At 31.1% G+C, this 26,069-nt stretch carries 22 protein-coding genes; 20 read left to right on the top strand and 2 right to left on the bottom strand.

Annotated elements, in window-relative coordinates; genetic code table 11:
- The first annotated feature begins 83 nt into the window (after positions 1–83).
- From IPK06_16940 to IPK06_16975, 8 genes are all read left to right on the top strand, one after another.
- Positions 84–3,665, top strand: coding sequence for a vitamin B12-dependent ribonucleotide reductase (locus tag IPK06_16940; protein ID MBK7981656.1), 3,582 nt, complete (start codon positions 84–86; stop codon positions 3,663–3,665).
- Between the two features lie 69 nt (positions 3,666–3,734).
- The gene (locus IPK06_16945; protein ID MBK7981657.1) at positions 3,735–4,433 is read left to right on the top strand and encodes a YggS family pyridoxal phosphate-dependent enzyme; all 699 of its coding nucleotides are present in this window, start codon (positions 3,735–3,737) and stop codon (positions 4,431–4,433) included.
- Positions 4,434–4,473: 40 nt separating this feature from the next.
- On the top strand, positions 4,474–5,295 hold the full coding sequence (locus tag IPK06_16950) for a purine-nucleoside phosphorylase (GenBank protein ID MBK7981658.1): 822 nt from the start codon (positions 4,474–4,476) through the stop codon (positions 5,293–5,295).
- Positions 5,292–5,825: a hypothetical protein gene (locus tag IPK06_16955; protein ID MBK7981659.1), complete on the top strand. Its 534-nt coding sequence runs from the start codon at positions 5,292–5,294 to the stop codon at positions 5,823–5,825. The genes IPK06_16950 and IPK06_16955 overlap by 4 nt, the downstream gene beginning before the upstream one ends.
- Positions 5,826–5,862: 37 nt before the next feature.
- Positions 5,863–9,039 carry an isoleucine--tRNA ligase gene (locus tag IPK06_16960; GenBank protein ID MBK7981660.1) on the top strand — a complete coding sequence of 1,059 codons (3,177 nt, stop codon included), beginning with the start codon at positions 5,863–5,865 and terminating at the stop codon, positions 9,037–9,039.
- A 20-nt stretch (positions 9,040–9,059) separates the two neighbouring features.
- On the top strand, positions 9,060–9,776 hold the full coding sequence (locus IPK06_16965; GenBank protein MBK7981661.1) for a conjugal transfer protein TraR: 717 nt from the start codon (positions 9,060–9,062) through the stop codon (positions 9,774–9,776).
- A 20-nt stretch (positions 9,777–9,796) separates the two neighbouring features.
- Positions 9,797–10,444 (top strand): signal peptidase II, encoded by a 648-nt coding sequence (gene lspA, locus IPK06_16970; GenBank protein MBK7981662.1) that lies wholly within the window; start codon positions 9,797–9,799, stop codon positions 10,442–10,444.
- Positions 10,401–11,390 (top strand): RluA family pseudouridine synthase, encoded by a 990-nt coding sequence (locus IPK06_16975; protein ID MBK7981663.1) that lies wholly within the window; start codon positions 10,401–10,403, stop codon positions 11,388–11,390. Before lspA ends, IPK06_16975 begins: the two co-directional genes overlap by 44 nt.
- Here the strand turns inward: IPK06_16975 and IPK06_16980 are convergent.
- Both IPK06_16980 and IPK06_16985 read right to left on the bottom strand, forming a co-directional pair.
- Entirely contained in the window at positions 11,385–12,350 is a 966-nt protein-coding gene (locus IPK06_16980) for a lytic transglycosylase domain-containing protein (GenBank protein MBK7981664.1), read from the bottom strand. The genes IPK06_16975 and IPK06_16980 overlap by 6 nt on opposite strands.
- 86 nt (positions 12,351–12,436) lie before the next feature.
- Positions 12,437–13,285 (bottom strand): EamA family transporter, encoded by an 849-nt coding sequence (locus IPK06_16985; protein ID MBK7981665.1) that lies wholly within the window; start codon positions 13,283–13,285, stop codon positions 12,437–12,439.
- A gap of 99 nt (positions 13,286–13,384) precedes the next feature.
- Between IPK06_16985 and IPK06_16990 the strand changes: the two genes are divergently transcribed.
- The 12 genes from IPK06_16990 (at position 13,385) to IPK06_17045 (ending at position 25,725) form a co-directional block, all read left to right on the top strand.
- On the top strand, positions 13,385–14,788 hold the full coding sequence (locus IPK06_16990) for a cysteine--tRNA ligase (protein MBK7981666.1): 1,404 nt from the start codon (positions 13,385–13,387) through the stop codon (positions 14,786–14,788).
- A 46-nt stretch (positions 14,789–14,834) separates the two neighbouring features.
- The gene (locus IPK06_16995) at positions 14,835–15,167 is read left to right on the top strand and encodes a hypothetical protein (protein ID MBK7981667.1); all 333 of its coding nucleotides are present in this window, start codon (positions 14,835–14,837) and stop codon (positions 15,165–15,167) included.
- Positions 15,168–15,307: 140 nt separating this feature from the next.
- On the top strand, positions 15,308–16,477 hold the full coding sequence (locus IPK06_17000; protein ID MBK7981668.1) for a hypothetical protein: 1,170 nt from the start codon (positions 15,308–15,310) through the stop codon (positions 16,475–16,477).
- A 54-nt stretch (positions 16,478–16,531) separates the two neighbouring features.
- The gene (locus IPK06_17005; GenBank protein MBK7981669.1) at positions 16,532–17,974 is read left to right on the top strand and encodes an outer membrane protein transport protein; all 1,443 of its coding nucleotides are present in this window, start codon (positions 16,532–16,534) and stop codon (positions 17,972–17,974) included.
- Between the two features lie 89 nt (positions 17,975–18,063).
- On the top strand, positions 18,064–19,008 hold the full coding sequence (gene rsgA / locus IPK06_17010; GenBank protein MBK7981670.1) for a ribosome small subunit-dependent GTPase A: 945 nt from the start codon (positions 18,064–18,066) through the stop codon (positions 19,006–19,008).
- 62 nt (positions 19,009–19,070) lie between these two features.
- Positions 19,071–20,873 carry a tetratricopeptide repeat protein gene (locus IPK06_17015; GenBank protein ID MBK7981671.1) on the top strand — a complete coding sequence of 601 codons (1,803 nt, stop codon included), beginning with the start codon at positions 19,071–19,073 and terminating at the stop codon, positions 20,871–20,873.
- Complete coding sequence (locus IPK06_17020) at positions 20,870–21,652, top strand: DUF4292 domain-containing protein (GenBank protein ID MBK7981672.1); 783 nt, start codon at positions 20,870–20,872, stop codon at positions 21,650–21,652. Before IPK06_17015 ends, IPK06_17020 begins: the two co-directional genes overlap by 4 nt.
- Positions 21,646–22,854 (top strand): peptidoglycan DD-metalloendopeptidase family protein, encoded by a 1,209-nt coding sequence (locus IPK06_17025; GenBank protein ID MBK7981673.1) that lies wholly within the window; start codon positions 21,646–21,648, stop codon positions 22,852–22,854. The genes IPK06_17020 and IPK06_17025 overlap by 7 nt, the downstream gene beginning before the upstream one ends.
- The gene (locus IPK06_17030; GenBank protein ID MBK7981674.1) at positions 22,855–23,397 is read left to right on the top strand and encodes an oligosaccharide flippase family protein; all 543 of its coding nucleotides are present in this window, start codon (positions 22,855–22,857) and stop codon (positions 23,395–23,397) included. It abuts the gene before it with no gap.
- Positions 23,352–24,149: an oligosaccharide flippase family protein gene (locus IPK06_17035; GenBank protein MBK7981675.1), complete on the top strand. Its 798-nt coding sequence runs from the start codon at positions 23,352–23,354 to the stop codon at positions 24,147–24,149. Before IPK06_17030 ends, IPK06_17035 begins: the two co-directional genes overlap by 46 nt.
- Positions 24,146–25,246, top strand: a complete 1,101-nt coding sequence (glf, locus tag IPK06_17040; GenBank protein MBK7981676.1) for a UDP-galactopyranose mutase — start codon at positions 24,146–24,148, stop codon at positions 25,244–25,246. The genes IPK06_17035 and glf overlap by 4 nt, the downstream gene beginning before the upstream one ends.
- Positions 25,243–25,725, top strand: coding sequence for a glycosyltransferase (locus IPK06_17045; GenBank protein ID MBK7981677.1), 483 nt, complete (start codon positions 25,243–25,245; stop codon positions 25,723–25,725). Before glf ends, IPK06_17045 begins: the two co-directional genes overlap by 4 nt.
- Positions 25,726–26,069 lie beyond the last annotated feature (344 nt).

Consider the following 26,069-nt stretch of genomic DNA (forward strand, 5'->3'; position numbering starts at 1 on the left):
TTCCTACAAAATCATCGGCTGGATTAAAATACTTTTCAATAACAAATTGACAATCTGTTTACTTATTAAAATTTGAGGCTTTAATGAAAATTAGTCGTTATTATACTGTCGCTAATCAGGAACCTTATTCCAATATAGAATTCACAAAGCGAACTTCAGAAATTAAAAATCCCAACGGAACCATCGTATTTAGAATGGAAGATGTTTTGGTTCCAAAATCATGGTCACAAGTCGCTACCGATATTATAACTCAAAAATATTTCAGAAAAGCCGGCGTTCCAAAGTTAATAAAAAAAATGAAAGAAAAAGGTGTTCCAAAATGGCTTCAGCCTTCAATTCCTGATGATGAACTGTTAAATGAACTACCTGAAAAAGATAGATTTGGCGGTGAATCAGATTCTCGACAAGTTTTTCATAGATTGGCTGGAACTTGGACTTATTGGGGATGGAAAGGAAATTACTTTGATACTGAAGAAGATGCTCAAGCATTTTATGATGAATTATGTTATATGCTCGCAAATCAAATGGCAGCTCCAAATAGTCCGCAATGGTTTAATACGGGATTAAATTGGGCTTATGGAATTAACGGACCGGCGCAAGGTCATTATTATGTTGATTATAAAACAGCGGAATTAACACAAGCCGAAGATGCTTATACGCATCCGCAGCCTCATGCTTGCTTTATTCAATCTGTTGTTGATGATTTGGTAAACGAAGACGGAATTATGGATCTTTGGGTAAGAGAAGCAAGATTGTTCAAATATGGTTCAGGAACCGGTACAAACTTTTCTAAAATTAGAGGAGCCGACGAACCATTAAGCGGCGGTGGAAGATCATCAGGATTAATGTCATTTTTAAAAATTGGAGATAGATCTGCAGGTGCCATAAAATCAGGCGGAACAACCCGAAGAGCGGCTAAAATGGTTACATTGGATATCGATCATCCGGATATTGAAGAATTTATTGATTGGAAACAACACGAAGAACAAAAGGTTGCCGCAATTGTTACGGGTTCAAGATTGTGCAATCTGCATCTCAATAATATTATTAAAGCATGCTATGCTGAACATCCTGAAAATGATAGATTTAATAAAAAGAGCAATAAAAAATTAAACGCTGCAATTATAAATGCAAGAAGATCTCAAATACCTGAAAATTATATTGAGAGAGTTATTCAACTTGCAAAATTAGGTTTTACTTCAATAGAATTTCCTGAATACGACACTGATTGGAATTCTGAAGCTTATGCTACTGTTTCCGGACAAAATTCTAATAACAGCGTTAGAGTTACAAATGAATTTATGAATGCGGTCACTTTAGATTCTGATTGGGAATTGGTTTGGCGTGTTGAACAGAAAAAAGCGGAAAAAGAAAATAGAAAACCTAAAGCATGCAAAACATTGAGAGCAAGAGACTTATGGGCGCAAATCGGATTTGCGGCTTGGGCTTCAGCAGATCCCGGATTAGAGTTTGATACCACAATAAACGAATGGCATACGTGTATAAATGATGGAAAAATCAATGCCTCAAATCCTTGCAGCGAATATATGTTCCTTGATGATACGGCTTGTAATCTTGCTTCAATGAACTTGGTGAAATTTTATGATGAGGAAAAACAAATATTCGATATAAAATCATTTCGTCATGCAACACGTTTGTTAACTATTGTTTTAGAAATAAGTGTTTTAATGGCACAATACCCAAGTAAATCGGTTGCGCAAAATAGTTATGATTACAGAACACTTGGTTTGGGTTACGCTAATTTAGGTTCATTATTAATGATCCAAGGCATTCCATACGATAGTAAAGAAGGTCAGGCAATCGCCGGAGCAATTACCGCAATTATGCACATGAAATCTTATGCAACATCATCCGAAATGGCTAAAGAATTGGGGACTTTCGCAAAATATGAGCAGAATAAAGAAAATATGCAGCGAGTAATCAGAAATCACAAGAGAGCTGCATTTAATGTTCCGGTTGAAGAATACGAAGGTCTTTCAATCTATCCAATGGGAATTGATCCGAAATTCTGTCCATCAGATTTATTGAAAGCGGCACAGAACGACGCAGTAAATGCGGTTGATCTCGGGAAAAAATATGGTTTTAGAAATGCACAGGTTACAGTTATTGCACCGACAGGAACAATAGGTTTGGTAATGGATTGCGATACTACTGGAATTGAACCAGATTATGCATTGGTTAAATTTAAAAAATTGGCTGGCGGCGGATATTTCAAAATAATCAATCAATCAATTCCACCAGCGTTAAAAAGACTTGGTTATAACCAAGAGCAAATAAATGAAATTGTAAAATATGCAAAAGGCACCGGCTCATTAAACGGATGTCCATATATCAATCATGAAACATTAAAATTAAAAGGTTTCACTGAGGAAATTTTAAAGAAAATTGAACCAATTCTTCCAACAGTTTTTGAATTGAACTTTGCAATTAATACCTATACCCTAGGGATGGATTTTTGTAAAAATGTTCTTGGTCTTACGGATGAACAATTCAAAGATTATAATCTAAATATTCTTGAACAAATAGGATTTAAGAAACAAGAAATCTCTATAGCAAATGACTATGTTTGCGGAACAATGACAATTGAAGGCGCTCCTTTCTTAAAACATGAGCATTATCCTGTTTTTGATACAGCCAGCAAATGCGGGAAAAAAGGAACAAGATTTATTAAAACTCATGCGCACATCAATATGATGGCAGCAGCTCAGCCGTTCATTTCGGGGGCAATTTCCAAAACAATAAATTTACCTAGTGAAGCAAAAATTACGGATGTTGAAGATGCTTATATGACTTCGTGGAAAATGGGGATAAAAGCAAATGCTTTATATCGAGACGGATCAAAACTTTCGCAACCATTAAATTCAACTTCGGAAGATATTATTGACGCGATTGAAGAAGAAGATGAAAATAATAATGAAATTATTAAAATTGCCGAAAGAATTATTCATAGATATATTGCTAAAAGAAGAAGATTGCCGGATAGAAGAACAGGCTACACCCAAAAAGCAAAAATAGGCGGACAGACAGTTTATATAAGAACCGGCGAATATGAAAACGGTCAACTTGGTGAAATTTTCCTGGATATGCACAGAGAAGGAGCCGCTGTAAGAAGCTTATTGAATAATTTTGCAATAGCAATATCATTAGGTTTGCAACATGGTGTTCCATTGGAAGAATTTGTTGACGCGTTTGTTTTTACAAAATTTGAACCAAGCGGAATGGTAACAGGAAATAGAAGAATTAAAATGGCTACTTCAATAATAGATTATATTTTTAGAGAATTAGCAGTTACATATTTAAGCAGAAATGATCTTTCGCACGTTGAAGAGGATGAATTAACAAGAAATAAAAGTTATGGCACAGTTGCTGAACCGGAATATGTAAGTGAAGAAGTTATAAGCGAAAGAATGATCCATCTCGATAATTCTATGGACAGTAATGTTAAAAATTCTAATTCCGGAAACGGAATTTCAAATGGAAATGGATTACATACAAAAGTAGCACAAATGACCAAAAAAGTTCAAGAAGCAAGAATTTTAGGTTATACAGGTGATATTTGTCCCGAATGCCAAAGTATGACTATGGTTAGAAATGGCACTTGTTTGAAATGTGAAACTTGCGGATCAACAACTGGCTGCAGTTAATTTGAAAATCATAATGTATTTTTAAGGAGCGGAAACGCTCCTTTTTTATTACTACCAATAAAAAGAATTATGCGGGAAATTGAAAATAATATTGAGAATATTTTACAGAGAATAAAAACTAAATGTGATTCAGCAGGAAGAAACATTTCCGAAATTACTTTGGTTGCCGTCTCAAAACTTCATTCAATTGAAGAAATTAAAATTGCGTCAAAATTTGGACTAATAAATTTTGGTGAAAATAAAGCTCAAGAGTTGGATGAAAAATTCAAATATCTTGGGAAAGAACTTAATTGGCATTTCATTGGTCATTTACAATCTAATAAAGTTAAAACCGTTGTTCCAATTGCCGATTTAATTCATTCGGTTGATTCAACTAAATTAGCTGAAGAAATTAACAAAAGGGCACAAAATATTGATAAAGTTCAAAAAATATTACTTGAAGTTAAAACATCCGATGAAATTTCGAAATACGGAATTCAAGATTTTGATAGTCTTGTGAAAATAATAGAATATTGCAAAAATCTTCCGAATATTAGAATTTTAGGGCTAATGACAATGGCGCCCTTTACAGAAAATGAAACTATTATTCGAAATTCATTCAAAAAATTGGCTAATTTTAAGAAATTATTAATCGATAAAGGTTTTGATTTTCAGCATTTATCAATGGGTATGACGGGTGATTTTGAGATAGCAATTGAAGAAGGCGCGACAATTTTACGTATTGGGACGGCAATTTTTGGAGAAAGAAATTATTTGTTAAATAAATAAAAGAATTAGTTAAGTTTACATTTCCAATTTAAGGTAAATAATGTCAGAGTTATTACAAAAAATTGAAGAAACGTTATCGGAATTAAGAAAATATAGTGCAAAAGAATATCCGATTGGAATTATTTTAGGCACCGGACTTGGCGGTTTGGTTAACGAAATAAATATTGAAAATGTAATTGAATACGAAAAAATTCCGCATTTTCCTTTATCAACCGTAGAATCCCATTCAGGTAAACTCATTCTGGGAACTATAAATGGAAAAAACGTTATTGCAATGCAGGGAAGATTTCACTTTTACGAAGGTTACAGCATGCAGCATATTACGTATCCTGTTAGAGTGATGAAATTCCTTGGAGTGAAAACTTTATTGGTTTCCAATGCTTGCGGCGGCATGAACCCGATTTATAAAAAAGGCGATTTGATGATAATGATGGATCATATAAATCTTCTTGGTGATAATCCTTTAATTGGAAAAAACGAAGATTCTTTAGGTCCGAGATTTCCGGATATGAGTGAACCTTATGATAAAAAATTAATTGAACTTGCAGAAATGATTGCTTTGGAAAATGGCATAAAAGTTCAAAAAGGAGTTTATATTGCTGTTCCGGGTCCAAATTTAGAAACAAAAGCAGAATATAGATTTTTACGTGCAACCGGTGCCGATGTAGTTGGTATGTCAACAATTCCCGAAAGTATTGTTGCTAATCATATGGGAATGAAAGTATTAGGAATAAGTATAATTACCGATGAGTGTTTTCCCGATTCGTTAAAACCCGTTGATGTTAATGAAATAATTGAAGTCGCAATGAAAGCCGAACCCAAAATGACAAAAATACTAAAAGAAGTTATTAATCAAATATGAGCTTTAAAAAACTTAAATATTATTTGTCACCGCTGTTGATCGCGCTTTTGATTTTATTATCAAACTTTTTGAATACCGAACTTTTTGGTTCGGAGATTGTTAACTTTGTTGTTTGGTTTATTTTATCTTTATTTATTTTCGGAACCGGATGGTTTACAAATAATACTTTAGGCTGGATTCATGGCGGGAAAATTGTTTTTGCGGTAATCGTTGCCGTTACAATTTTCAGCTCACTGTTAATATCAGTCTTCGGTGATTATTTTCATACTGAAAATTTATTATTTGAAAATTTAATTTTATATTCTTTAAGAATAATAATGCTTGGTGTAATGGCATTTTTTGGAATGTCGATTTCTGAGATCTTTTTCAAACAAAATGAAATTGCCCAGCTAAAAAAAATTGATCACGAAAAAGAATTATTAGAAGTTAAACACAAAGCCGAATTAATTATTAAAGAAGCAAACTTAAAAGCTGAAAAAATAGTTTTTGAAGCAAATAAAAAAGCTTCTGAAATTTTATCAAATAAATAGTTTCAAAAAAAAAGTAGGATTTTAATCTATTCAAATTATGGAAAAGTATAAACAATATTCAAACGGTGTTAACTATTCTAAGATAGAAGAAGAAATATTAGAGTTTTGGCAAAAAAACAACATCTTTCAAAAAAGTATTGAACTAAGAGAAGGCAATAAACCTTTTACTTTTTTTGAAGGACCACCAACTGCTAACGGAAAACCCGGTCTTCATCATGTAATGGCTAGAACTTTAAAAGATTTAGTTTGCCGTTATAAAACGCTGCAAGGATTTAAAGTAAATAGAAAAGCAGGTTGGGACACTCACGGATTGCCAGTTGAAATTGAAGTTGAAAAACAATTGGGAATTAAAAGCAAAAGTGAGATACCTGAATTTGGGGTTGCAAAATATAATGCCGCATGTCGCGAGTCAGTGTTTAAGTACAAAGATTTGTGGGAAAAAATGACCAACCGTATGGGTTATTGGCTGAATCTTGAAGACGCTTATATAACTTGTACTAATGAATATATAGAATCGGTTTGGTGGGCATTAAAAACATTGTTTGATAAAGGCTTGATCTTTAAAGATTATAAAATTGTTCCGCAATGTCCGAGATCGGAAACAGTTTTATCTTCTCATGAACTTGCTTTAGGTTATAGAGAAACAAAAGATCCTTCAGTATACGTTTTGATGAAATTGAAAGATTCCGAATTAGCAAAAGATGGTGATACATATTTCCTTGTATGGACAACTACTCCTTGGACTTTAATTTCAAACGTTGCTCTTGCCGTAGGTTCAGATATAGATTATGTAAAAATTAAAACTGAAGGAGTTTATTTAATATTAGCAAAGGAAAGATTATCAGTAATAAGGGAAGAGTATGAAATAATTGATGAAATTAAAGGTTCTCAATTAGCGGGAACAGGTTATCATCAATTATTTACTTATTTGAGTGTGGATAAAGAAGCTTTTTACGTAACCGAAGCAAATTTTGTAAGTACTGAAGACGGTTCTGGAATTGTTCATATTGCACCAGCATTCGGCGCGGACGACTACGAATTATCTAAATCATATAATTTGCCTTTTCTGCAGCCGGTAACCCGCGGCGGATTGTTTACCGATGATATAACAGATTATGCCGGAAAGTTTGTAAAAGACGCTGATCAGGAAATTATTCAAGCATTAAAAGCTAAAGGACAACTTTACAAAAAGGAAACTATTACTCACTCATATCCATTCAGTTGGAGATTTGATAATGTTCCCGTTATATATTACGCGCGTGAATCATGGTTCATAAAAACGACGTCAATTTCAGATAAAATGGTTGAACTGAATAAAGAAATTAACTGGTATCCTCCGGAAGTCGGTTCTGGAAGGTTTGGAAATTGGCTTGAAGAAAATAAAGATTGGGCATTATCTCGTGATAGATTTTGGGCAACACCATTGCCAATTTGGATTTCAGACGACGGCGATATGTTTTCCGTTGGAAGTATTGAAGAATTAAATGAAGGATTTGTTGATAGAAACGGTAAAAAAGTTAAAGTCGGCGATCTGCCAAAAGAAGAAATAGATCTTCATAAACCGTTTGTTGATGAAATTAAATTTGAAAAAAACGGAAAAATATATCAGCGCACACCCGAATTGATAGATGTTTGGTTTGATTCTGGAGCTATGCCGTTTGCTCAACACCATTATCCATTTGAGAATAAAGAATTGTTTGAGAAAAATTATCCCGCGGATTTTATTTGCGAAGGAATTGATCAAACTAGAGGATGGTTCTACACATTACACGCAATTTCAACAATGTTATTTGAGAAAGTTGCGTTTAAAAATCTAATTGTAAATGAACTAATCTTGGATAAAAACGGAATGAAAATGTCAAAATCAAAAGGCAATGCCGTTGATCCTTTTGAACTATTTGACAAGCACGGTGCAGATGCGACAAGATGGTATCTTGTTACCGGCAGTCCGCCATGGCGAACAACTCTTTTCGATGAAGATGGAATTGTAGAAGTTCAGAGAAAATTTTTTGGTACACTAATTAACACATATTCGTTTTTTGCACTTTATGCAAACATTGATAATTTTGATTTCAGCGATGAGCTTATACCTTATGAAGAAAGATCTGAAATTGACAGATGGATAATTGCAAAATTGTCTTCGGTTGTTGAAGAATATGAAGAATTAATGAATAATTATGATGTTACAAAAGCTGCAAGATTAGTAAGTGATTTTACAATTGACGAGCTTTCTAACTGGTATGTAAGAAGAAGCAGAAGAAGATTTTGGAAATCTGAGATAAATAAATCCAAAATATCTGCTTATCAAACTTTATATGAATGTTTAATTACGGTTGTAAAATTAACTTCTCCATTTGCCCCATTTATTGCTGAAGAAATTTATCAAAGTTTGAACAAAGTAACTAAACTTGAAAAAAGAAGTTCAGTACACTTAGTTGATTTTCCAACTTCTTTATACAGAAATAAACAGCTCGAAAATAAAATGGATATTGCGCAAAAAGTTGTATATTTAACAAGAGCAATGCGCGCGAAAAACAATTTAAAAGTTAGACAGCCGCTTAAAAAAATTATGATTGCCGTTGAACCAAAATACAGAGAAGCAGTTAGAAATATGAGCGATGTAATTTTGGAAGAAGTTAATATTAAAGATTTAGAAGTTTTAGAGGATGATGCATCTATTGTAAATAAATCTACAAAAGCAAACTTTAAAACTCTTGGTCCGAAATACGGAAAAATGATGAAAAATTTGGCCCAAAGAATTAAAGATTTCACAAAAGATGAAATTAAAAAATTGGAAACCGACAAATCTTTTTCATTTACTTTGGATGGTAATGATGTTAGTTTATCGTTAGATGACGTAGAAATTATTAGTACCGAAATTGAAGGTTGGGTTGTTGAATCCGAGAATGGAATAACCGTCGCGATTGATAGTGAATTGACTAATGAATTAATCGGCGAAGGATTTGCAAGGGAATTTGTAAACAGAGTTCAGAATATGCGAAAAAGCGCGGGTTTGGAAATCACAGATAGAATTAAAATAAATTATTCGTGTGATTCTGAACTTGCAAATCATATAGAACATTTTCGCAATTATATAAATAATGAAGTGCTTGCAGATAGTTTAATAAACAATATTGACGGGGGAACAGGTTATACTGAAGAATTGACCATTGGTGAATTTAAATGCAATATAACCATCAATAAGGTAAAGTAATTTTATTGAGGAGAGGAATCATGGCAAAGAAAACAACAGCAAAAACAAAACCGTCGTCTTTAAAAACTGCACAAAAAAAGACGAAAGATATTAAAAGTAAAAGTGTTAAAAGTAAAAGTGTAAAAACGCAAAAAAATACAGCAAAGCCAGTTAAAAAAGTTGCTGATAAAAAACCGGCAGCAAAAAAAGAAGTCGTCAAAAAAACAGTTGTTAAAAAAGCAGTTGTTAAAAAGAACAAAAATGTAATAGTTAATAAAGGTGAAGTTAAGACTCCGTCTAAAACTAAAACCGGAAAAAAAATAGAAGTGATAGTAACACCTGCAAAACCGAAAATAACAAAGAAATTTGTTGGATATTCCAAGAAAGAATTAACTGAATTCAAAGATGTAATTCTTGAAAAAAGAAAAGAAATTATTGAACAGCTGCAGAATCTAAAAGAACAAATGATGGATGAAACAACCGGGCAGTATGTAAATGAAAATTCTCCGTATTCTTTACATATGGCAGAGCAGGGAACCGATGCCCAGGAAAGAGAAAAATTATATTTGTGGGCTCAGCGAGAAACAAAATTTTTAGGATATTTGGAAGACGCGCTACAAAGAATAGATAACGGTACTTACGGTGTTTGCATAGATAGTTTGGAATTGCCCGAAGGTCCGCATTTAATTCCAAAGAAAAGATTGCTTGCTGTTCCGCATACTCAACATTGTGTTGATTGCAAAAATAAAAAGTCTTAATAAATTCAGTCGAGTGATATTTGAGAGTAATTTTTTATTCGTTTATTATTGTTTTAATTGATCAAATAACAAAAATTTTAGTTAAAGGTATTTCAATTCCGTTTTTAGGAATAAATCATCAAGGAATGAAATACGGCGAAAGTATTAATGTATTTGGAGATATTTTCAAATTTACTTTTGTTGAAAATCCTGGTATGGCTTTTGGAATTGAAGTTGGAGATTATGCAAAATTATTTCTTTCTTTATTTTCGTTAATAGCCAGTATTGGCATTGTAATTTATTTATATAATGTCAGAAATGAAAAATTCCTATATCGTTTTTCATTGGCTTTAATTTTAGGCGGAGCTGTTGGAAACTTAATCGATAGATTTTTTTACGGAGTTATTTACGGCTACGCCCCACTTTTATATGGTCGGGTAGTTGATTTTTTACATGTGGATACTTTTGGTTTTACAATTTTTGGCAAAACATATGATAGTTTTCCCATTTTTAATGTTGCGGATTCTGCCGTTACAATTGGAGTTGCATTAATTTTAATATTTCATAAAAGCATTGAGAAAGATAGAAGTAAGAATAAATTAGAAATAGAAAACGCATCGGAAAAACTTGAAACTCAAATAGAGTATGGCAATACAGACAGAGAAGATAATAAATTTAGTAATAACTGAGGGACAGAGAAAACAAAGAATAGATTCTTATTTAGCAAATTGTTTAGAAAATACAACCCGATCAAGAGTACAAAAACTAATTAAGAATAATTTGGTTTTTGTTAACAATGAAGCAGTCAAATCTAATTATATAATTTTGCCTAAAGATCAAATTAAAATTACAATTCCGGTTTCGCCAAGACCTGATAAGATTGAGCCTGAAGACATTCCCTTAAAAATAATTTATGAAGATGATTATCTAATAATTTTAGATAAACCAGCGGGGATGGTTGTTCATCCTTCTTACGGAAATTATACATCAACTATGGTTCATGCACTTCTGCATCATACTAAAAATTTAAGTTCATTTAACGGAGATTACAGAGCCGGAATTGTTCACAGAATTGATAAAGATACAACCGGACTTTTAGTAATCGCGAAAAATGAAGAAGTCCATTCTCATTTGGCAAAGCAATTTGCCGCAAAATCTACCGAAAGAGAATATTGGGCTGTTTGCTGGGGAAAATTTAAAGATTCGAGCGGCGAAATAATTGCAAATATTGCAAGAAGTAAAACAGACAGAAAATTATTTTCAGTTTCCGAATCTGATGGAAAATCCGCGCATACAATTTATTCCGTAATTGAAGAGTTTGATTTTCTGACTTTGGTAAAGTTAAAACTAATGACCGGAAGAACTCACCAAATTAGAGTTCATTTAGCTCACATTAAGCACAATATTTTTGGCGATCCGACATACGGCGGAAGAAGAATAAACTACGGGTTTGAGCTGCCTAAAATTAAAGCGAGGGTAAGTAATCTTTTGGAAATTATTAATAGACAAACACTTCACGCTAAAACCTTAGGATTTATTCACCCAATTACCAATGAAAAAATGTCGTTTACATCTGAATTGCCTGAAGATTTTTTAAACCTACTGCAAGAGTTACGGAGGCAGCAAAAATTATAATTCGGGAATTACAGTAATTGTACCCGGTTTAGGTAATTTAATTGTGTAACTTTTTTTCTGTTTATTAGTTAAAAAATTATCCCTCAGCCAAGGATTGTAAAGTTTAAGAATTTTATAATTTATACCTCTTGCAATTGCAAAATCTGCCCAATTTAAAACCGTACTATCAATAAACACTTCATCCATTTCATAAGGTTTATATAGATCTTCAGGTTTAAGGTCAAAGCCATATTCTGAAGGATTGTTCATCATAATTTTTGTCGCAATAATTCTAAAAACATAACGAGAAGTTTCGTCATTTAAAACTAAATTGTAATAATTGTTAGTTTTTTGTCTGCCAAGCTGATCATTTATTCCATTTCTTCCCATATTGTAAGAAGCCGCAGCCATTGTCCAATTCCCAAACTTCTCATAAGCGGATCGCAAATATTTGCATGCCGCTTCGGTAGATTTTTCTACGCTATATCTTTCATCAACTTCATCATTTATTTCCAAACCTAATTCTTGTCCGGAACCTTTTAATATTTGCCAAAAGCCTACAGCATTTGATGGAGAAATTAAATTCAACAAAGTACTTTCAGTAACGCATAAAAATTTAAAATCATCCGGGATATTATTTTTCTTAAGAATTGGTTCAATTACAGGAAACCATCTGTTTGCTCTTTTTAATGTCAAGATCATCAATGAATGCCAATAAGTATTTACAATAAATTCTCTGTCCAATCTTTCATATACTTCAAAATTATCGATAGGAACTCTTTCACCGCAAAATTCTAAATTACTGGGAATATTTGGCGAAATGATTTTGTATTCTTGCGGAAATTCCTTAACGATCTCATTATTGTTCAAAGTTTCTTTTGAAATAAAATTTTGAAATAATAAAATTGAAGCCGCAACTATTAAAGCGGTAAGCGCAATTGTTTTGATTGAATTTATGTTTAATTTTTTTTTTTCATTCATTTATTAAACTCTTAAAATTGAATTGTAAGTTTAGTTCATCATTTTTCAAAAATCAAATTTCTTTCATTTTTACTTGAATAATTTTATTATCGAGTTGAGTAACGATAATTTAAAATATAAGACATTGCTATAATAATCGATCCGATTAACAATTGGATCAAGTTTGTTTTTTCTCCAAGAAGAATATACGCGAAAAGCACGCCTAACGGGATTTTTAAATTGTTCATAATTGCCAATGTTCCGGTATCAACTTTTGTAACGCCTATATTCCATAAGAAAAAACCAATTCCAGAAGCAACTATTCCTAAATATAAAATAGAATAGATTTGATCATAGCTTATTTTAATTTCACTGAAATTTGTTGTTACTCCTGCAAATAATCCAGTAATTAGAACAGCGCCGAAATACAATATCGCAAATGTTTCAAAAAATTTAATATCGTATTGCTTTTCAATTATTTTCTTATAATAAACTTGTCCGAAAGCAAAACAAATATTTGAAAATTGAATAAGCAGAACTCCTTTCAAAAATGCAAATCCAAAATTTTCTTTATATACAACAATGAACGAGCCAATAATTGTTAAAAGAGCAATTATCAAATGAAGAAAATTAATTTTCTTTTCCCAAATTTCAATTATTAAAACTACAAAAAAAGGAGTAAGTAAAGTCAACACCGCAATTTCATAAGCTTCTAAAAATTGAAAAGAATAAATGTATGCCAAATACATTATTCCATATTGAATCATCCCAATCAAAGCCAAATGGAAAAATACATTTTTGCCAATTCTTTTTATCCTTAAAAAAGGAAGGAAAATTATAAATGAAATTAATAACCTGACAAATGCAACAAAATTGGGATCAATGGAAATCAAAGTTCCTTTAATTATGCTGAAAGACAGAGCCCAAATAATTGAAACAATTATTAAATAAATCATTGGCAAATATAAAAAACGCCAAAGTAAAAGATTGAAATTTTGATTCAATGTTTTAAAAAATGAAATTTGCTATATTTGAGCTTCAATTTTGGAGTTTAAATGTTAATCTATAATACGCTTACAAAAAAGAAGGAAGAATTCGTTCCCCAAAATCCGCCAAAAGTTACAATTTATGTCTGCGGACCAACAATTTATGATTTTTTTCACATTGGAAATGCGCGTACATTCGTTTCAGCTGATATAATTAGAAGATATTTGGAATATAAGAATTATGATGTAAAGTTTGTAATGAACCTTACGGATATTGATGATAAGCTGATTAAAAAATCCAACGAAGAAAATTTACCGGTTGAAAAAATTGCCGAAAAGTACGCTTCGGCTTTTTTTGAAGATATAGAAAAACTTAGAATTGAAAAAGCTGACGTTTATCCAAAGGCAACAGAACATATAACCGAAATATTAGATTTAATAAAAAAATTGGTAGATAAAGATTTTGCTTATAATGTTGAAGGCAATGTATTCTATGATGTTAATAAATTTTCCGAATATGGAAAACTAAGCGGAAAAAATTTGGCTGATCTTGAAGCCGGCGCAAGAATTGAGATAAATGAAGAAAAGAAAAATCCTCTCGATTTTGCATTATGGAAAAAAGCAAAGCCGAACGAGCCATTTTGGGAAAGTCCGTGGGGAAACGGAAGACCGGGATGGCATGTCGAATGTTCCGCGATGAGCATGAAACATTTAGGTCAAACAATTGATATTCATATCGGCGGAAATGATTTAATTTTTCCGCATCATGAAAATGAAATTGCGCAAAGCGAAGCAGCTTGCGGAAGTGAATTTGTAAAATATTGGATTCACTGCGGATTCTTAAATATTAACCAAGAGAAAATGTCTAAATCATTAGGTAATTTTTTTACGGCAAGGGAGATTTTAAAGAAATACAATCCGAATGCCATTAGATTATTTTTCAGTCAAACACATTTTTCCGGTCCCTTAAGTTTTTCGGAAGATTTAATTGAAGGTGCCGAAAAAGGTTTGGAAAAAATAATTAATCTTGCGCAAAAGATTGAAAATATGAAGCCAAGCAATGAAAATAATTTAAATTCCTTTGAAATTGACAGATATCTTTTTGCATTTGAAAGTTCGATGGATGATAATTTTAATACTTCACAAGCTTTAGCATCTGTTTTTGATTTTATTAGAGATTTCAATAAATATCTCGCAAAAAATGAAAAAGTGCCTTCTGAGGTTTTACAAAGCGCAAAGGACTATTTACTAAAGACAGTTACAAATGTTTTAGGAATTGAAATTTTTAGGCAAAATACTTTAAGAAACACATTGGAAAGCGAATTAATTGAAATGCTTATTGATCTTAGAAAAAAATCCAAACTTGAAAAAAATTACAAACTTGCGGATGAGATTAGAGACAAATTAAAAGATATGGGAATCATTTTGGAAGATGCCAAAGAGGGAACCACCTATAAAATTACGTCCAAATAAAATATTTAAAGTATCAGTGATATATATATTTATAATATCAATTTTAGTGATATCATCATTTATAATCTGGCATTTCTTTTTCAGCATTTATGAAGTGAAATTTTCGACAAATGTTAATGGACACAAATTGTTGGTTAATTCCAATTATTATATAGAATTATTCGGAATTAATTCATTCGGCAACGGGCTCGAATTTCGTAGAATAAATCCGCAATTTGAAATTATAAAAGGAGATGGAATAATTAATGACTGTAAAATTCAAAAAAATAAACTTACTTTTCACACCACTAGTAAAATTGGATATATCTCTTTTTTGATTAAAACGGACTATTCGTTAAATCCATTAATCTTCAATTTTTCTGTAATTTCAAAAGATTAATATTGTATAAAAAACTATACAGAAGTTTATAAATTTGTACAAAAGTTTTTGCAAATGAATTAAAAATTGCAATAAAACGAATATTTTTTTGGCTTAGATTTTGAATCCTATTATATGATTTATAATTACGAGGTACAAAAATGAAAACATATATTTATTTCCTAATAATTGCTTTAACCGTAACATTCGCCGGATGTTATACCGAAATTGGCTACGATTATGAGCGTGAAGCTTATTGGGATAAAGTTGAGAAAAAAGCACCGGATCAAGCATATGCCGAAGATACAACTGAATATTATGATGATGAATATGCCGATTCATCAGAATATTATTCCGATGAAGATTATGATACAAATTATGTTGATGAGAATTATAATGACGATTTTGGAAATGAATCTAGAATCTATAGATTTTACGATTTTTATTATCCTGGAATGACATACAGAACATACTCGGGTTATTATGATCCTTGGTGGGACAGTTGGAATCCTTGGTACAGTTACAGATTTAATTGGTATTCACCTTATTATTCATGGTATTCCCCGTGGTATTACGATTACTATTACGGATTCAACGGTTGGTATTCATCGGGTTATTATTATCACTACCCAATTAATAATTATTTCAGTAAAACAAAGTACAGAACCAATTATGATTATAGATCAAGAGACAACAACGGCGGAAGAAATTATCTATCAGATAGAGCAACTCGTAATTCAAGCTCGGCAAATAGATCATCCGGTTTGTCTAAATCAAGAGGCGAATCTTCAGTAAACTCAGATAGAACTTCACGAAGTTCCGCAAATATCGGTGGATCACAAGAACGTGCGTCAAAATATTATGATGAAAAAAATAATTCAAGATCATTTTCCAAATCTGACAGAAATTCCAATGAAAAAAGTACAGAAAAAAGAGCAATATCTAAAAGAACTGATGAGAAGAAATCTGGAGATTTTACACAAAAAGGTACTTCAAGACCAAGTTCTTCTGAAAGAAGTTCATATACAACACAAAGAAATTATAAAACTCGAAACAGTACAATGAGCAAACCGAATGTAAAATCTTATGAAGGAAGCTCAAATTCTGGAAGAAGCGGAAGTTCATCAAAAAGTTATTCTTCTCCTTCAAGATCAAGTAGTCCAAGTTATTCTTCACCATCCCGAAGCAGCAGTTCAAATTCCGGAAGTACTTCTTCAGGAAGATCAAGCTCCGGAAGTTATTCAAGCGGAAGCTCTTCGGGCAGCAGTTCTTCCAGCGGTTCATCAAGAAGCAGCGGAAGTTCTGGCAGCGGTGGCGGAAGAAGAAGATAAATGAATTAATTATTGAATTGATTTGAACTATTGAATTTAATGGAGATAACTTTAATGAAATCAAGGGTAATTTTTACGGCAATTTTGCTAATATATGTTTCTACTCATTTAATTGCTCAAAATTTAAACGACGCATATAGACTTGGCGAACAATCAATAGATTTCGATGCTAGAAATCTTGCCTTTGGGAACAGCTCAATTGCGTCTATGGGAAATTTCAGCAGCACAATCATAAATCCGGCTGGATTGGCAACAATAAGAAAAAGTCTTCTGAATTTTGGAATAAATACGAATTCATTTAATAATAATGGGACAATATTTAATTCAACTACTTCCGCTGAAAAAAATAATAATAACACTAATCAATTTGGTTTGGTAATTCCTTTGCCTACAAGAAAAGGAAGCGCAGTTATTGCCTTCGGTTATAACCAGTCACATGATTACAATGGGTTTACAAAATTTGATGGATACAATCCGAATAATAATTCAATGATACAAGATTTGACAAGTGTTAATGACGATTTGGCGTATGAACTTTATTTAAGTTACCCAACATATAATTCAAATGGAGAATACGACGGAGACGCTACAAATATAAATGGAAAATTGAACCAGCGCGGAACAATTGATGAAGAAGGCAGTTTGAACAGTTGGATTATGTCAGGCGCTTTTGAAATTGCAAAAAATGTATACTTCGGTGGAACAATAAATATTTTATCTGGCGAATATAAAAGAAATAGATCCTATTACGAAGAAGATATAAATAACGTATATTCCGGGTATTTGGATCCCCAAGACAGCAGTACCTTTGATTTTAGATCATTTTATATGAATGATTTTATTAATTGGGACATAAGCGGACTCGACTTTAGATTAGGTTTGCTTTATAAAATAAACGAAATGTTCAACATTGGTGCCGCGGTTAAATTTCCTACTAGTTATACAATTACAGAAAGATATTCAATTTACGGGGAATCCGAATTTGCTGAAGCCAGTTATTATATTGATTTTCCTGCAAATAATTTTGATTACAAAATTTCTACACCAATGGAATTAAGTACCGGAATTTCAGCTTCTTTGCCGTTTGTCAATTTAAATGCAGGTTTGAAATTTATCGATTATTCACAATTAGAATTTACCGGCGGATTTAAAAGAATTGATCTTGATTCTAAGAATGCAGAAATAAAAGATAATATGCAAAGCGTAGTAAATTATAATTTCGGCGCTGAAATAACATTACCATATCCATCAATGAAATTTAGAGGCGGGTTTATATATAATCCTTCGCCTTATATTGGAGATGGAAGTGAATTTGATAAAAAATACTTCACTGTAGGTTTAGGATTGCCGCTTTCAAAAAATTTAATAATTGATTTTGGATATTTACACGGATGGTGGAATAATTTCGGTGATAATTATGGATCTGATATATCAAGAATAAATCAAGATATTAAGCTCGATAAATTTGGTATTACAATAAACTACATCTTTATGTAATAATAAAATCATTTGGAATTATACTTAAAAGCACCTTAATTATAAGGTGTTTTTTTTTATTATTTATAGGATTTTATATTAAAGGCAGAATTGTAAAAATTGAGAGTAAAGATTATTACGTAAAAATATCTGAAGAAGAAATTTTACGATGTTCGCTGAGAGGGAAGTTTAAAAAAGAATTTAATCTTAAGAAAGATAAACTTTTAACTTTAGACTTTGCCTCGTTGGGAGATTGGGTGGAAATTACTAAAATTTCGACGGAAATCGGTGTAATTGAATTTATTTATGATAGAAATAATTATCTATCCAGGAAAGCCGGAAAGCTGAGAGGCGGATTAAAAAGAGGCAAAAGGTTAGAACAAATTATTGCATCGAATATTGATAAATTATACATTGTTTCCAGCATAAAACTGCCAGCATTCAATAACCGTTTTATAGATAGGGTAATTGTAGCCGCTGAAAGTTCGAATTTGGATATTGCAATTGTTATAAATAAAATTGATTTGGATGATGATTATAATAACTCGATTCTTTGGGAACAATTTTATAAAACATTGGGGTATAATGTTTTCAGAGTAAGCGCAAAAAGCGGTGAATCAATTCCAGAATTAAAAAATGATTTGGAAGGAAACGTAAATCTTTTTTGGGGTCAATCCGGAGTAGGAAAATCTTCATTGCTGAATTCAATGTTTTCCGCTTTGAATTTTAAAGTAGGTGAGATTAGTAATTATTCTAAAAAAGGTCAACATACCACTGTAACAGGTGAAATTCAGAAAGTTTCTGAAAATACCTATATTGTAGATACACCGGGTATTAGAGAAATTGATCCTTATGGAATTACAAAAGCGGATTTAGCACATTACTTTAGTGAATTTAAAGCTGAACTTAATAAATGTAAATTCAGCACTTGCATTCATGATCATGAACCTGGATGTGCAGTTATAGAAGCTGTTGAAAAAGGAAGTATTTCGATAGAACGTTATCAAAGTTACTTAAATATTTTAAATACTATAGAAGACGACATGTTTTATTAAGCAAATTTACTATTCATTTAATAACTTTACATACATTAATTTTTAGAAAAAAGGTTTAGTATTTGGTAAAATATATTAGCGTTATACTTTTGATTTTTATTGTTTCTTGTTCTTCTCAAATTGAAAACAAAAACATTGATTCTAAGGAAACATTAAAAACATTAACAAATGCAGATAAAGATGCCGCACAACAAATGTTTATCGATGCTTCCATGTTGGATCTTGACGGTAAATATGCGGAAGCAATTCTTGATTACCAAGAAGCGCTAAATATTGATCCTAGCGCCGGAATTTATTATGCATTGGGTAAAGATTACCTTCGATTGAGTAAAGTACCCCAAGCTCTTAAAAATTCGAGAAAATCCGTTGATTTGGAACCTCAAAATGTCGAATATTTAACACTTCTTGGAACAATATATACTTTCACAAGAAATACAGATTCTGCAAAAGTTGTTTTTGAAAAAATAATTTCAATTGATCCAACGGATGTAAATGCAAAATTCAATTTGGCACAAACTTATGAAGCTGATCAGCCTCTAAAATCTTTAGAACTTTATAAAGATATTCTGGAACTTACCGGTCCTGAATGGAACATACTTATCAAAATTGCCGACTTAAATGAAAGATTAGGTCAGACTGATGAAACAGTTAAAACGGCAGAGGAGCTTTTAGAGTTAAATCCATCTAGTTTGGAATTGCAAAAAATGTTAATTCAGTCCTATATCCAAAATGAAAAATATGATAAAGCAATTAATGCCGTGAATAACTCTTTGGAAATTTTTCCTGATGATATTAGTCTTGTTGAACTCAAAGGAAATGCTTATGTAAAAATGAAGCAATGGGAAAAAGGTGCCGAAGAATATAAAAAAATCCTTAGTAAACAAAATGTTCCATTTGAAATAAAAATGAGAATCGGCGGCGCATTTTATGCTGAAAGCTTGAAGGATTCTACATTATTACCTATTGCGTTAAATGTTATTCAACAAATTGATAAAGATACGGCCGATTGGCAGCTTAATGCCTTTATGGGCGAAATATCAAATAAATTAAAAAATGATTCAGCCACAGTAAATTATTTTAAAAAAGCAATTGAACTTGCTCCGTTAAACAGTGACTTAAGAATCAGATTTGGTCAAATTTTATTTGAGAATCGTGATTACACAACAGCCGCAATAGAAATGGAAAGTGCCGTAAAAAAATTTCCGAATGATTTTGTGTTGAATTTTATTCTTGGACTTTCACTCGCTCAAAATTCAGATCATGAAGGTGCTATTCCTTACTTGAGAAAAGCGGTTGAAGTAAATCCGAATGATCTAAATTCTACAATGTCGTTAAGCTTTTCACTTCATCAAGTAAAACAAAGTGATGAAGCTCTTAAATTTCTTGAACGTGCGCTTAGAATTGATTCCAAAAATGTTCAGGCACTTAGCTTAATGGGAATGATATATGAAAATAAAGATATGTTCAACATTAGTGACAGCATATACGACAAAGCAGTATCAATAGATTCAACTGATATTTTGACTCTTAATAATTTCGCTTATTCATTGGCAGAAAGAGGAATTAAATTAGACAAAGCCTTAAAAATGGTAAAAAAAGCGGTGGAAACCGAACCTGAAAACTCATCTTATTTAGATACAATCGGGTGGGTGTATTTCAAAATGAATAATTACCAGGAAGCAAAAAAATATATAGAAAAAGCTATTGAGTTTGATGATAAAAATGCTACTTTACTTGATCATCTTGGTGATGTATATTATAAATTAGAAAATAAAGAAAAAGCCAAAACACTTTGGGAAGGCGCATTAAAGTTAGATCCTAAATTAGAAAATATTGGACAAAAAATTTTAAAAGGATTGGAGTGACAAAATATAAAAACATTTTTCTTTACTTATTACTTATAGTTTCGGTAATAAGCTGCGTTCCGAGCAAACCGGATTACGAAGAAGAAATTTTAACTGCCGACAGACTAATAAAAAAGTTGGAAGCAAACAGAAGAAAAATCAAAACATTTGAAGGATCTGGAATTTTCAATGTTGAATCGGAAAAAATAGACGCCAAAGCAACTTTCGAAGTGTTTTTGAAAAAACCCGATTCATTAAAATTTGTTATTTACGGTCCGTTCGGTATTGATTTAGCTCAAGCATTAATTACTTCATCTGAATTTGAATTCTATGATGAAATGAAAAATATCCTTTACAAAGGTAGAAATAATAGTGATATTCTTAATAAAATATTTCATATTGATATGTCGTTTGGTGAATTGGTTGATGCTTTTGCCGGCGCCGTAAATTTAACGGATAAACTTAGAATTGAACCCGATATTTACAAACTAACTGATAAAGAATATCATCTTACATATTTGGATACCTTGAACAACAAACAAAGCTTATATGAAATTCAGATTGGAAATTTGGCGATTAATAAATATGAGCTTTACAAAAATGAAAAAACATTATTGTTAGACGGCGTATATTCCGATTTTGAAATGTTTGATAATGTGGCTGTTCCTTCAACAGTTGTAATAAATAATAAACTTAACAATCAAAAAATTACAATTGATTACAGAAAAATTTCAGTAAATGAAAATTTGCAAAATCTAAAATTAGAAATCCCAAAAGATGTTGTTGTAAAAATATGGTAATAAATAAAAACATTATAATATTGTTATTTTTATCAATAATTGTTTTTGGTCAGAATAAAAATAAATTAGATGATAAAAGCAGTGAGTTAAAAGTTATTCAGCAGCAAATTCAAAATCTGGAAGGAGAACTTTCCGAATTATCAAAGAAAGAAAAAAATAACGTTTCTATTCTTAAAAAATTAGATCAGCAGAATTTACTCCTGAATAAAAGCATAAAGAAAATTGAAAAAGAAGAAAAGCAAAACGAACAAAACATTTTAAATTTGAATTCACAAATATCAATACATAAATCAAGAATAAAATCATTGCAAAGTGAATACAGCAAATATTTGGTTTGGGTTTATAAACAGGGCAATAATTCGGTTTTAAAATATGTTTTTAATGCCGAATCATTTAATCAAATGCTGATCAGGTATAAGTATTTGAATTATATACACAATGCCAGCGAAAAAAATATTGCTGAATTAATTGAAAATCAGCAAAAACTCAATGAATCGAAAAACCAAATAGAAGTAGAACTTAATGAAAAAATAAAACTAAAGAATCAGAAATCAAACGAGAAGGATCTACTTAATAAAAAGAGAAACGAAAAGAAAGTTGTTCTTGCATCCCTGAAAAAAGATAAGAATAATGTAAATACGGAAATTGACCAGAAAAGAAAGATTGAAATCACCATAAAAAAAATGATAGCGGATTTAATTGAAAAGGAAAGAGAAAAAGAAAGACAATTAAGAACTGCAAAGTTGAAAGGCGAAATTAAAGACTATAATTATGATTTTAATTACAGCAGTTTTGAAAATTTTACTCAGTTAAAGGGAGTTTTAAGTTGGCCAATATCCGCACCCAAGGTCGGCAGATCATTTGGTGAAAATAAAAATGATAAAACAAAAACAGTAACACTAAATTACGGAATAGATATTATTGCAAAAGTGGATCAAGATGTATTTGCCGTAGCCGAAGGAATTGTAAGCGCAATTGAATGGATTCCAGGTTATGGAAGCGTATTAATTTTAACACATAGAGATAATTACAGAACTGTTTATGGTCATTTATCGGATATTTCAGTTTTAGAAGGAAACAAAGTAAAAGCCGGAGATTTAATTGGCAAAGTAAATGAGAGCCTGGAAGGAAATATTCTTCATTTTGAAATTTGGAATGAAAGAAATTATCAGAATCCACAAGAATGGCTTGTAAAAAAGTAAATGAATATTAAAAATTTTGTAAAAATATTTATTCAAAAAAATAAAACTTTACTTAGAAATTTTTCTTCATTAACAGCTCTGCAAATTTCACAATATATTTTCCCAATAGTTACATTTCCTTATTTAGTTAGAGTTTTAGGTCCTGATGGTTATGGACTTGTATCATTTGCTAACGCTTTTATTGGATATTTTACCGTTCTCACTGATTATGGTTTTAATCTATCCGCAACAAAAGATATTTCATTAAATAGAAACAATCAAAAAAAAATTGAAGAGATATTTTACTCAGTTCTAGGAGTAAAATTATTATTGTTGTTAATAAGTATACTTATACTAATTCCTGTGGTATTATTCTTTTCCAAATTCAACGATAATGCAATGATTTACATTGTTTCATTTTTTGCAGTATTTGTAACCGCAATATTTCCCATTTGGTTTTTCCAAGGCATTGAAGAAATGGGGTATATAAGTTGGATAAGCATAATTGTGAAAATTTTGTGGGTCGTATCAATATTTCTTTTGTTAAATCAAAAGACGATATAATAATTCTTGTTTGGTTAAATTCATTAAGTTCCATTATTACCGGCGTAATTGGATTATGGGTTTCTAAGATTAGGTTCAAACTGAAATTATTTATTCCTTCTATTGAGCAAATAAAATTTCAGCTTGAAGACAGCTGGCATTATTTTCTCTCAAATGTTTCAGTTAGTCTGTACACAATCTCAAACATTTTCATTCTAGGCTTATTCACAAATGATACAATTGTAGGTTATTTTTCCGCTGCAGATAAAATTAGATACGCAGTTCAGAACATGACATCAACAGCGGGCAGAACAATTTTCCCTCATCTTTCTACTGAGTTTAGCAAATCCAGAAAAGCCGGATTTAGTTTTGTAAGAAAATATGTTAAATCAATGGGCAGTTTTATTTTACTGCTTTCAATACTACTGTTTATTTTTTCCGAACAAATTGTACTTTTGGTTTTAGGTCCAGAATATTTAAAATCTGTTACTATTCTTAAAATACTTTCATTTTTGCCTTTTATAATATTCGTGAGCAACGTTGCCGGAATTCAAACAATGGTAAATCTTGGCTATAAGAAGGAATTTGCAAAGATAATAATTATTGCCGGTGTCTTAAATATTATACTTTCATTTATTATAGTGCCATATTATTTAGAGATAGGGAGTTCAATTGCGGTTTTAGTAACAGAACTTGTTGTTACTTTCAACATGTTAGTTTTTTTAAGAAAAAAAAATATACATATTTTTAAGAAAGCTTCAGTTGAATTATGAAATGCGATTATCTAATTGTTGGCTCCGGATTTGCCGGAAGCGTATTTGCCGAAAGGATTGCCAGCCAATTAAATAAAAAAGTCATTATTGTTGAGAAAAGAGATCATATAGGCGGCAACGCCTATGATGAATTAGATGAACATGGAATATTAGTACATAAATACGGACCACATATTTTCCACACAAACAGTAAAACTGTTTTTGAATACCTTTCGCAATTTACTGATTGGATAAAATATGAACATAAAGTTCTTGCCAAATTAAACGGTAAATTATATCCGATTCCAATAAACAGAACAACGATAAATAAATTATATAATAAAAATTTTACGTTAAATGAGGAGGTGCAAGAATTTTATAACATTGTTAAACAAAAAAGATTTCCTATAAGGAATTCGGAAGATATAATTGTTAATCAAGTAGGTATTGACCTTTACGAAAAATTCTTTAAATTCTATACAAAAAAACAGTGGAATTTGGATCCTTCTGAATTATCTCCTTCTGTTTGCGGCAGAATTCCAATTCGCACAAATGACGACGATAGATACTTTAATGATGAATATCAATTTATGCCTAAATACGGCTATACAAAAATGTTTGAGCAAATTTTAAAAAATGAAAATATAAAGCTCATTTTAAGCACGGATTATAAAAAAATAATAAATGAAATTAAGTATGATAAAATGATTTACACTGGACCAATCGATTATTTTTTCGACTATAAACATGGAAAACTTCCTTACCGTTCAATTAGGTTTGAATGGGAAAACATTTATACCGAAAAATATCAAGAAGCAGCTGTTGTTAATCATGTTGACGAAACGCATATTTTTACAAGAATAACAGAATATAAATATTTAACTGGACAAAAAAATTCAACTACAACAATAAGCAAAGAATATTCTGAGAAGGATGGTGAACCCTACTATCCGGTTCCCACAACTAAGAACGCGGAGTTATACAGAAAATATAAAAATGAAACACATAAGGTTGAAAATGTAATGTTTTGCGGAAGATTAGCCGAATATAAATATTATAATATGGATCAAGTGGTAGGGAATTGTTTGAGAATTTACACGAGTGAAAATTTTAAATGAATGAGAAGATTTGTGCAGTTGTTGTAACATATAACCGATTGAAGCTACTGCAGGAATGCATTGAAGCGCTTAAAAATCAAACAAGAAAATTAGATGAAATAATCGTTGTAAATAACAATAGCAAAGATGGAACCACAGAATGGTTGGATAAACAAAAGGATTTAACAAATATTCATCAAGAAAATCTTGGGGGCGCAGGTGGTTTTCAGAATGGAATGAAAGAGGCATATATTAAAGGTTTTGATTGGATTTGGTTGATGGATGATGATTGTCTAACACACAAAGATGCATTAGAAAATTTAATTACATCAAATTATAAAACAGATGCTGTTCTAAATTCTGTCGTGCTTTCAAAACAAAATATTACAAAGCTTAATTTTGGTTTAGATGACTATAAAAATAAAAAATTGTATAAAACATATGATGAAATCGCCAATGAAAAATTATTTATAGTGCTAATTTCTTTAATGGCACATTAATACATAAAAATATAATAAAAAAAATCGGGCTACCGAATCAGTTGTTTTTCATTTACGGAGATGAGTATGAATATTATTTGAGAATTAAATCAAATTCATTCCCAGTCGTGACGGTTGTTCAATCAGTTGTTAAGCATCCGGAACAAAATCATGTTTATTTTGGTAAGGGAAAATTTCATTATAGATATAATTTCCAAACAAAATTAAGATCAAAATATTTCCCGCGAAATTTATTTGTAATTTGTTTTTTATATAGTGAAGTAAAAATTAAAAGATTGATTAAAACATATTTACTGGATTTTTATGGGATTATTTTTATTCAAAAAGAACCTTCATTAATTTTT

This window comes from Ignavibacteriota bacterium, from assembly GCA_016713565.1.
Taxonomy (GTDB): Bacteria; Bacteroidota; Ignavibacteria; order Ignavibacteriales; family Melioribacteraceae.

Bases quoted from the DNA above. Each gene is read 5' to 3' on its own strand.
- IPK06_17030 (MBK7981674.1), top strand. From the start codon at position 22,855: ATGAATATTAAAAATTTTGTAAAAATATTTATTCAAAAAAATAAAACT.
- IPK06_17025 (MBK7981673.1), top strand. From the start codon at position 21,646: ATGGTAATAAATAAAAACATTATAATATTGTTATTTTTATCAATAATT.
- IPK06_17000 (MBK7981668.1), top strand. From the start codon at position 15,308: ATGAAAACATATATTTATTTCCTAATAATTGCTTTAACCGTAACATTC.
- IPK06_16965 (MBK7981661.1), top strand. From the start codon at position 9,060: ATGGCAAAGAAAACAACAGCAAAAACAAAACCGTCGTCTTTAAAAACT.
- glf (MBK7981676.1), top strand. From the start codon at position 24,146: ATGAAATGCGATTATCTAATTGTTGGCTCCGGATTTGCCGGAAGCGTA.
- IPK06_16990 (MBK7981666.1), top strand. From the start codon at position 13,385: ATGTTAATCTATAATACGCTTACAAAAAAGAAGGAAGAATTCGTTCCC.
- IPK06_16945 (MBK7981657.1), top strand. From the start codon at position 3,735: ATGCGGGAAATTGAAAATAATATTGAGAATATTTTACAGAGAATAAAA.
- IPK06_16985 (MBK7981665.1), bottom strand. From the start codon at position 13,285: ATGATTTATTTAATAATTGTTTCAATTATTTGGGCTCTGTCTTTCAGC.
- IPK06_16980 (MBK7981664.1), bottom strand. From the start codon at position 12,350: ATGAATGAAAAAAAAAAATTAAACATAAATTCAATCAAAACAATTGCG.
- IPK06_16960 (MBK7981660.1), top strand. From the start codon at position 5,863: ATGGAAAAGTATAAACAATATTCAAACGGTGTTAACTATTCTAAGATA.
- IPK06_16955 (MBK7981659.1), top strand. From the start codon at position 5,292: ATGAGCTTTAAAAAACTTAAATATTATTTGTCACCGCTGTTGATCGCG.
- IPK06_16950 (MBK7981658.1), top strand. From the start codon at position 4,474: ATGTCAGAGTTATTACAAAAAATTGAAGAAACGTTATCGGAATTAAGA.
- IPK06_16975 (MBK7981663.1), top strand. From the start codon at position 10,401: ATGGCAATACAGACAGAGAAGATAATAAATTTAGTAATAACTGAGGGA.
- IPK06_17005 (MBK7981669.1), top strand. From the start codon at position 16,532: ATGAAATCAAGGGTAATTTTTACGGCAATTTTGCTAATATATGTTTCT.
- IPK06_16940 (MBK7981656.1), top strand. From the start codon at position 84: ATGAAAATTAGTCGTTATTATACTGTCGCTAATCAGGAACCTTATTCC.
- IPK06_17045 (MBK7981677.1), top strand. From the start codon at position 25,243: ATGAATGAGAAGATTTGTGCAGTTGTTGTAACATATAACCGATTGAAG.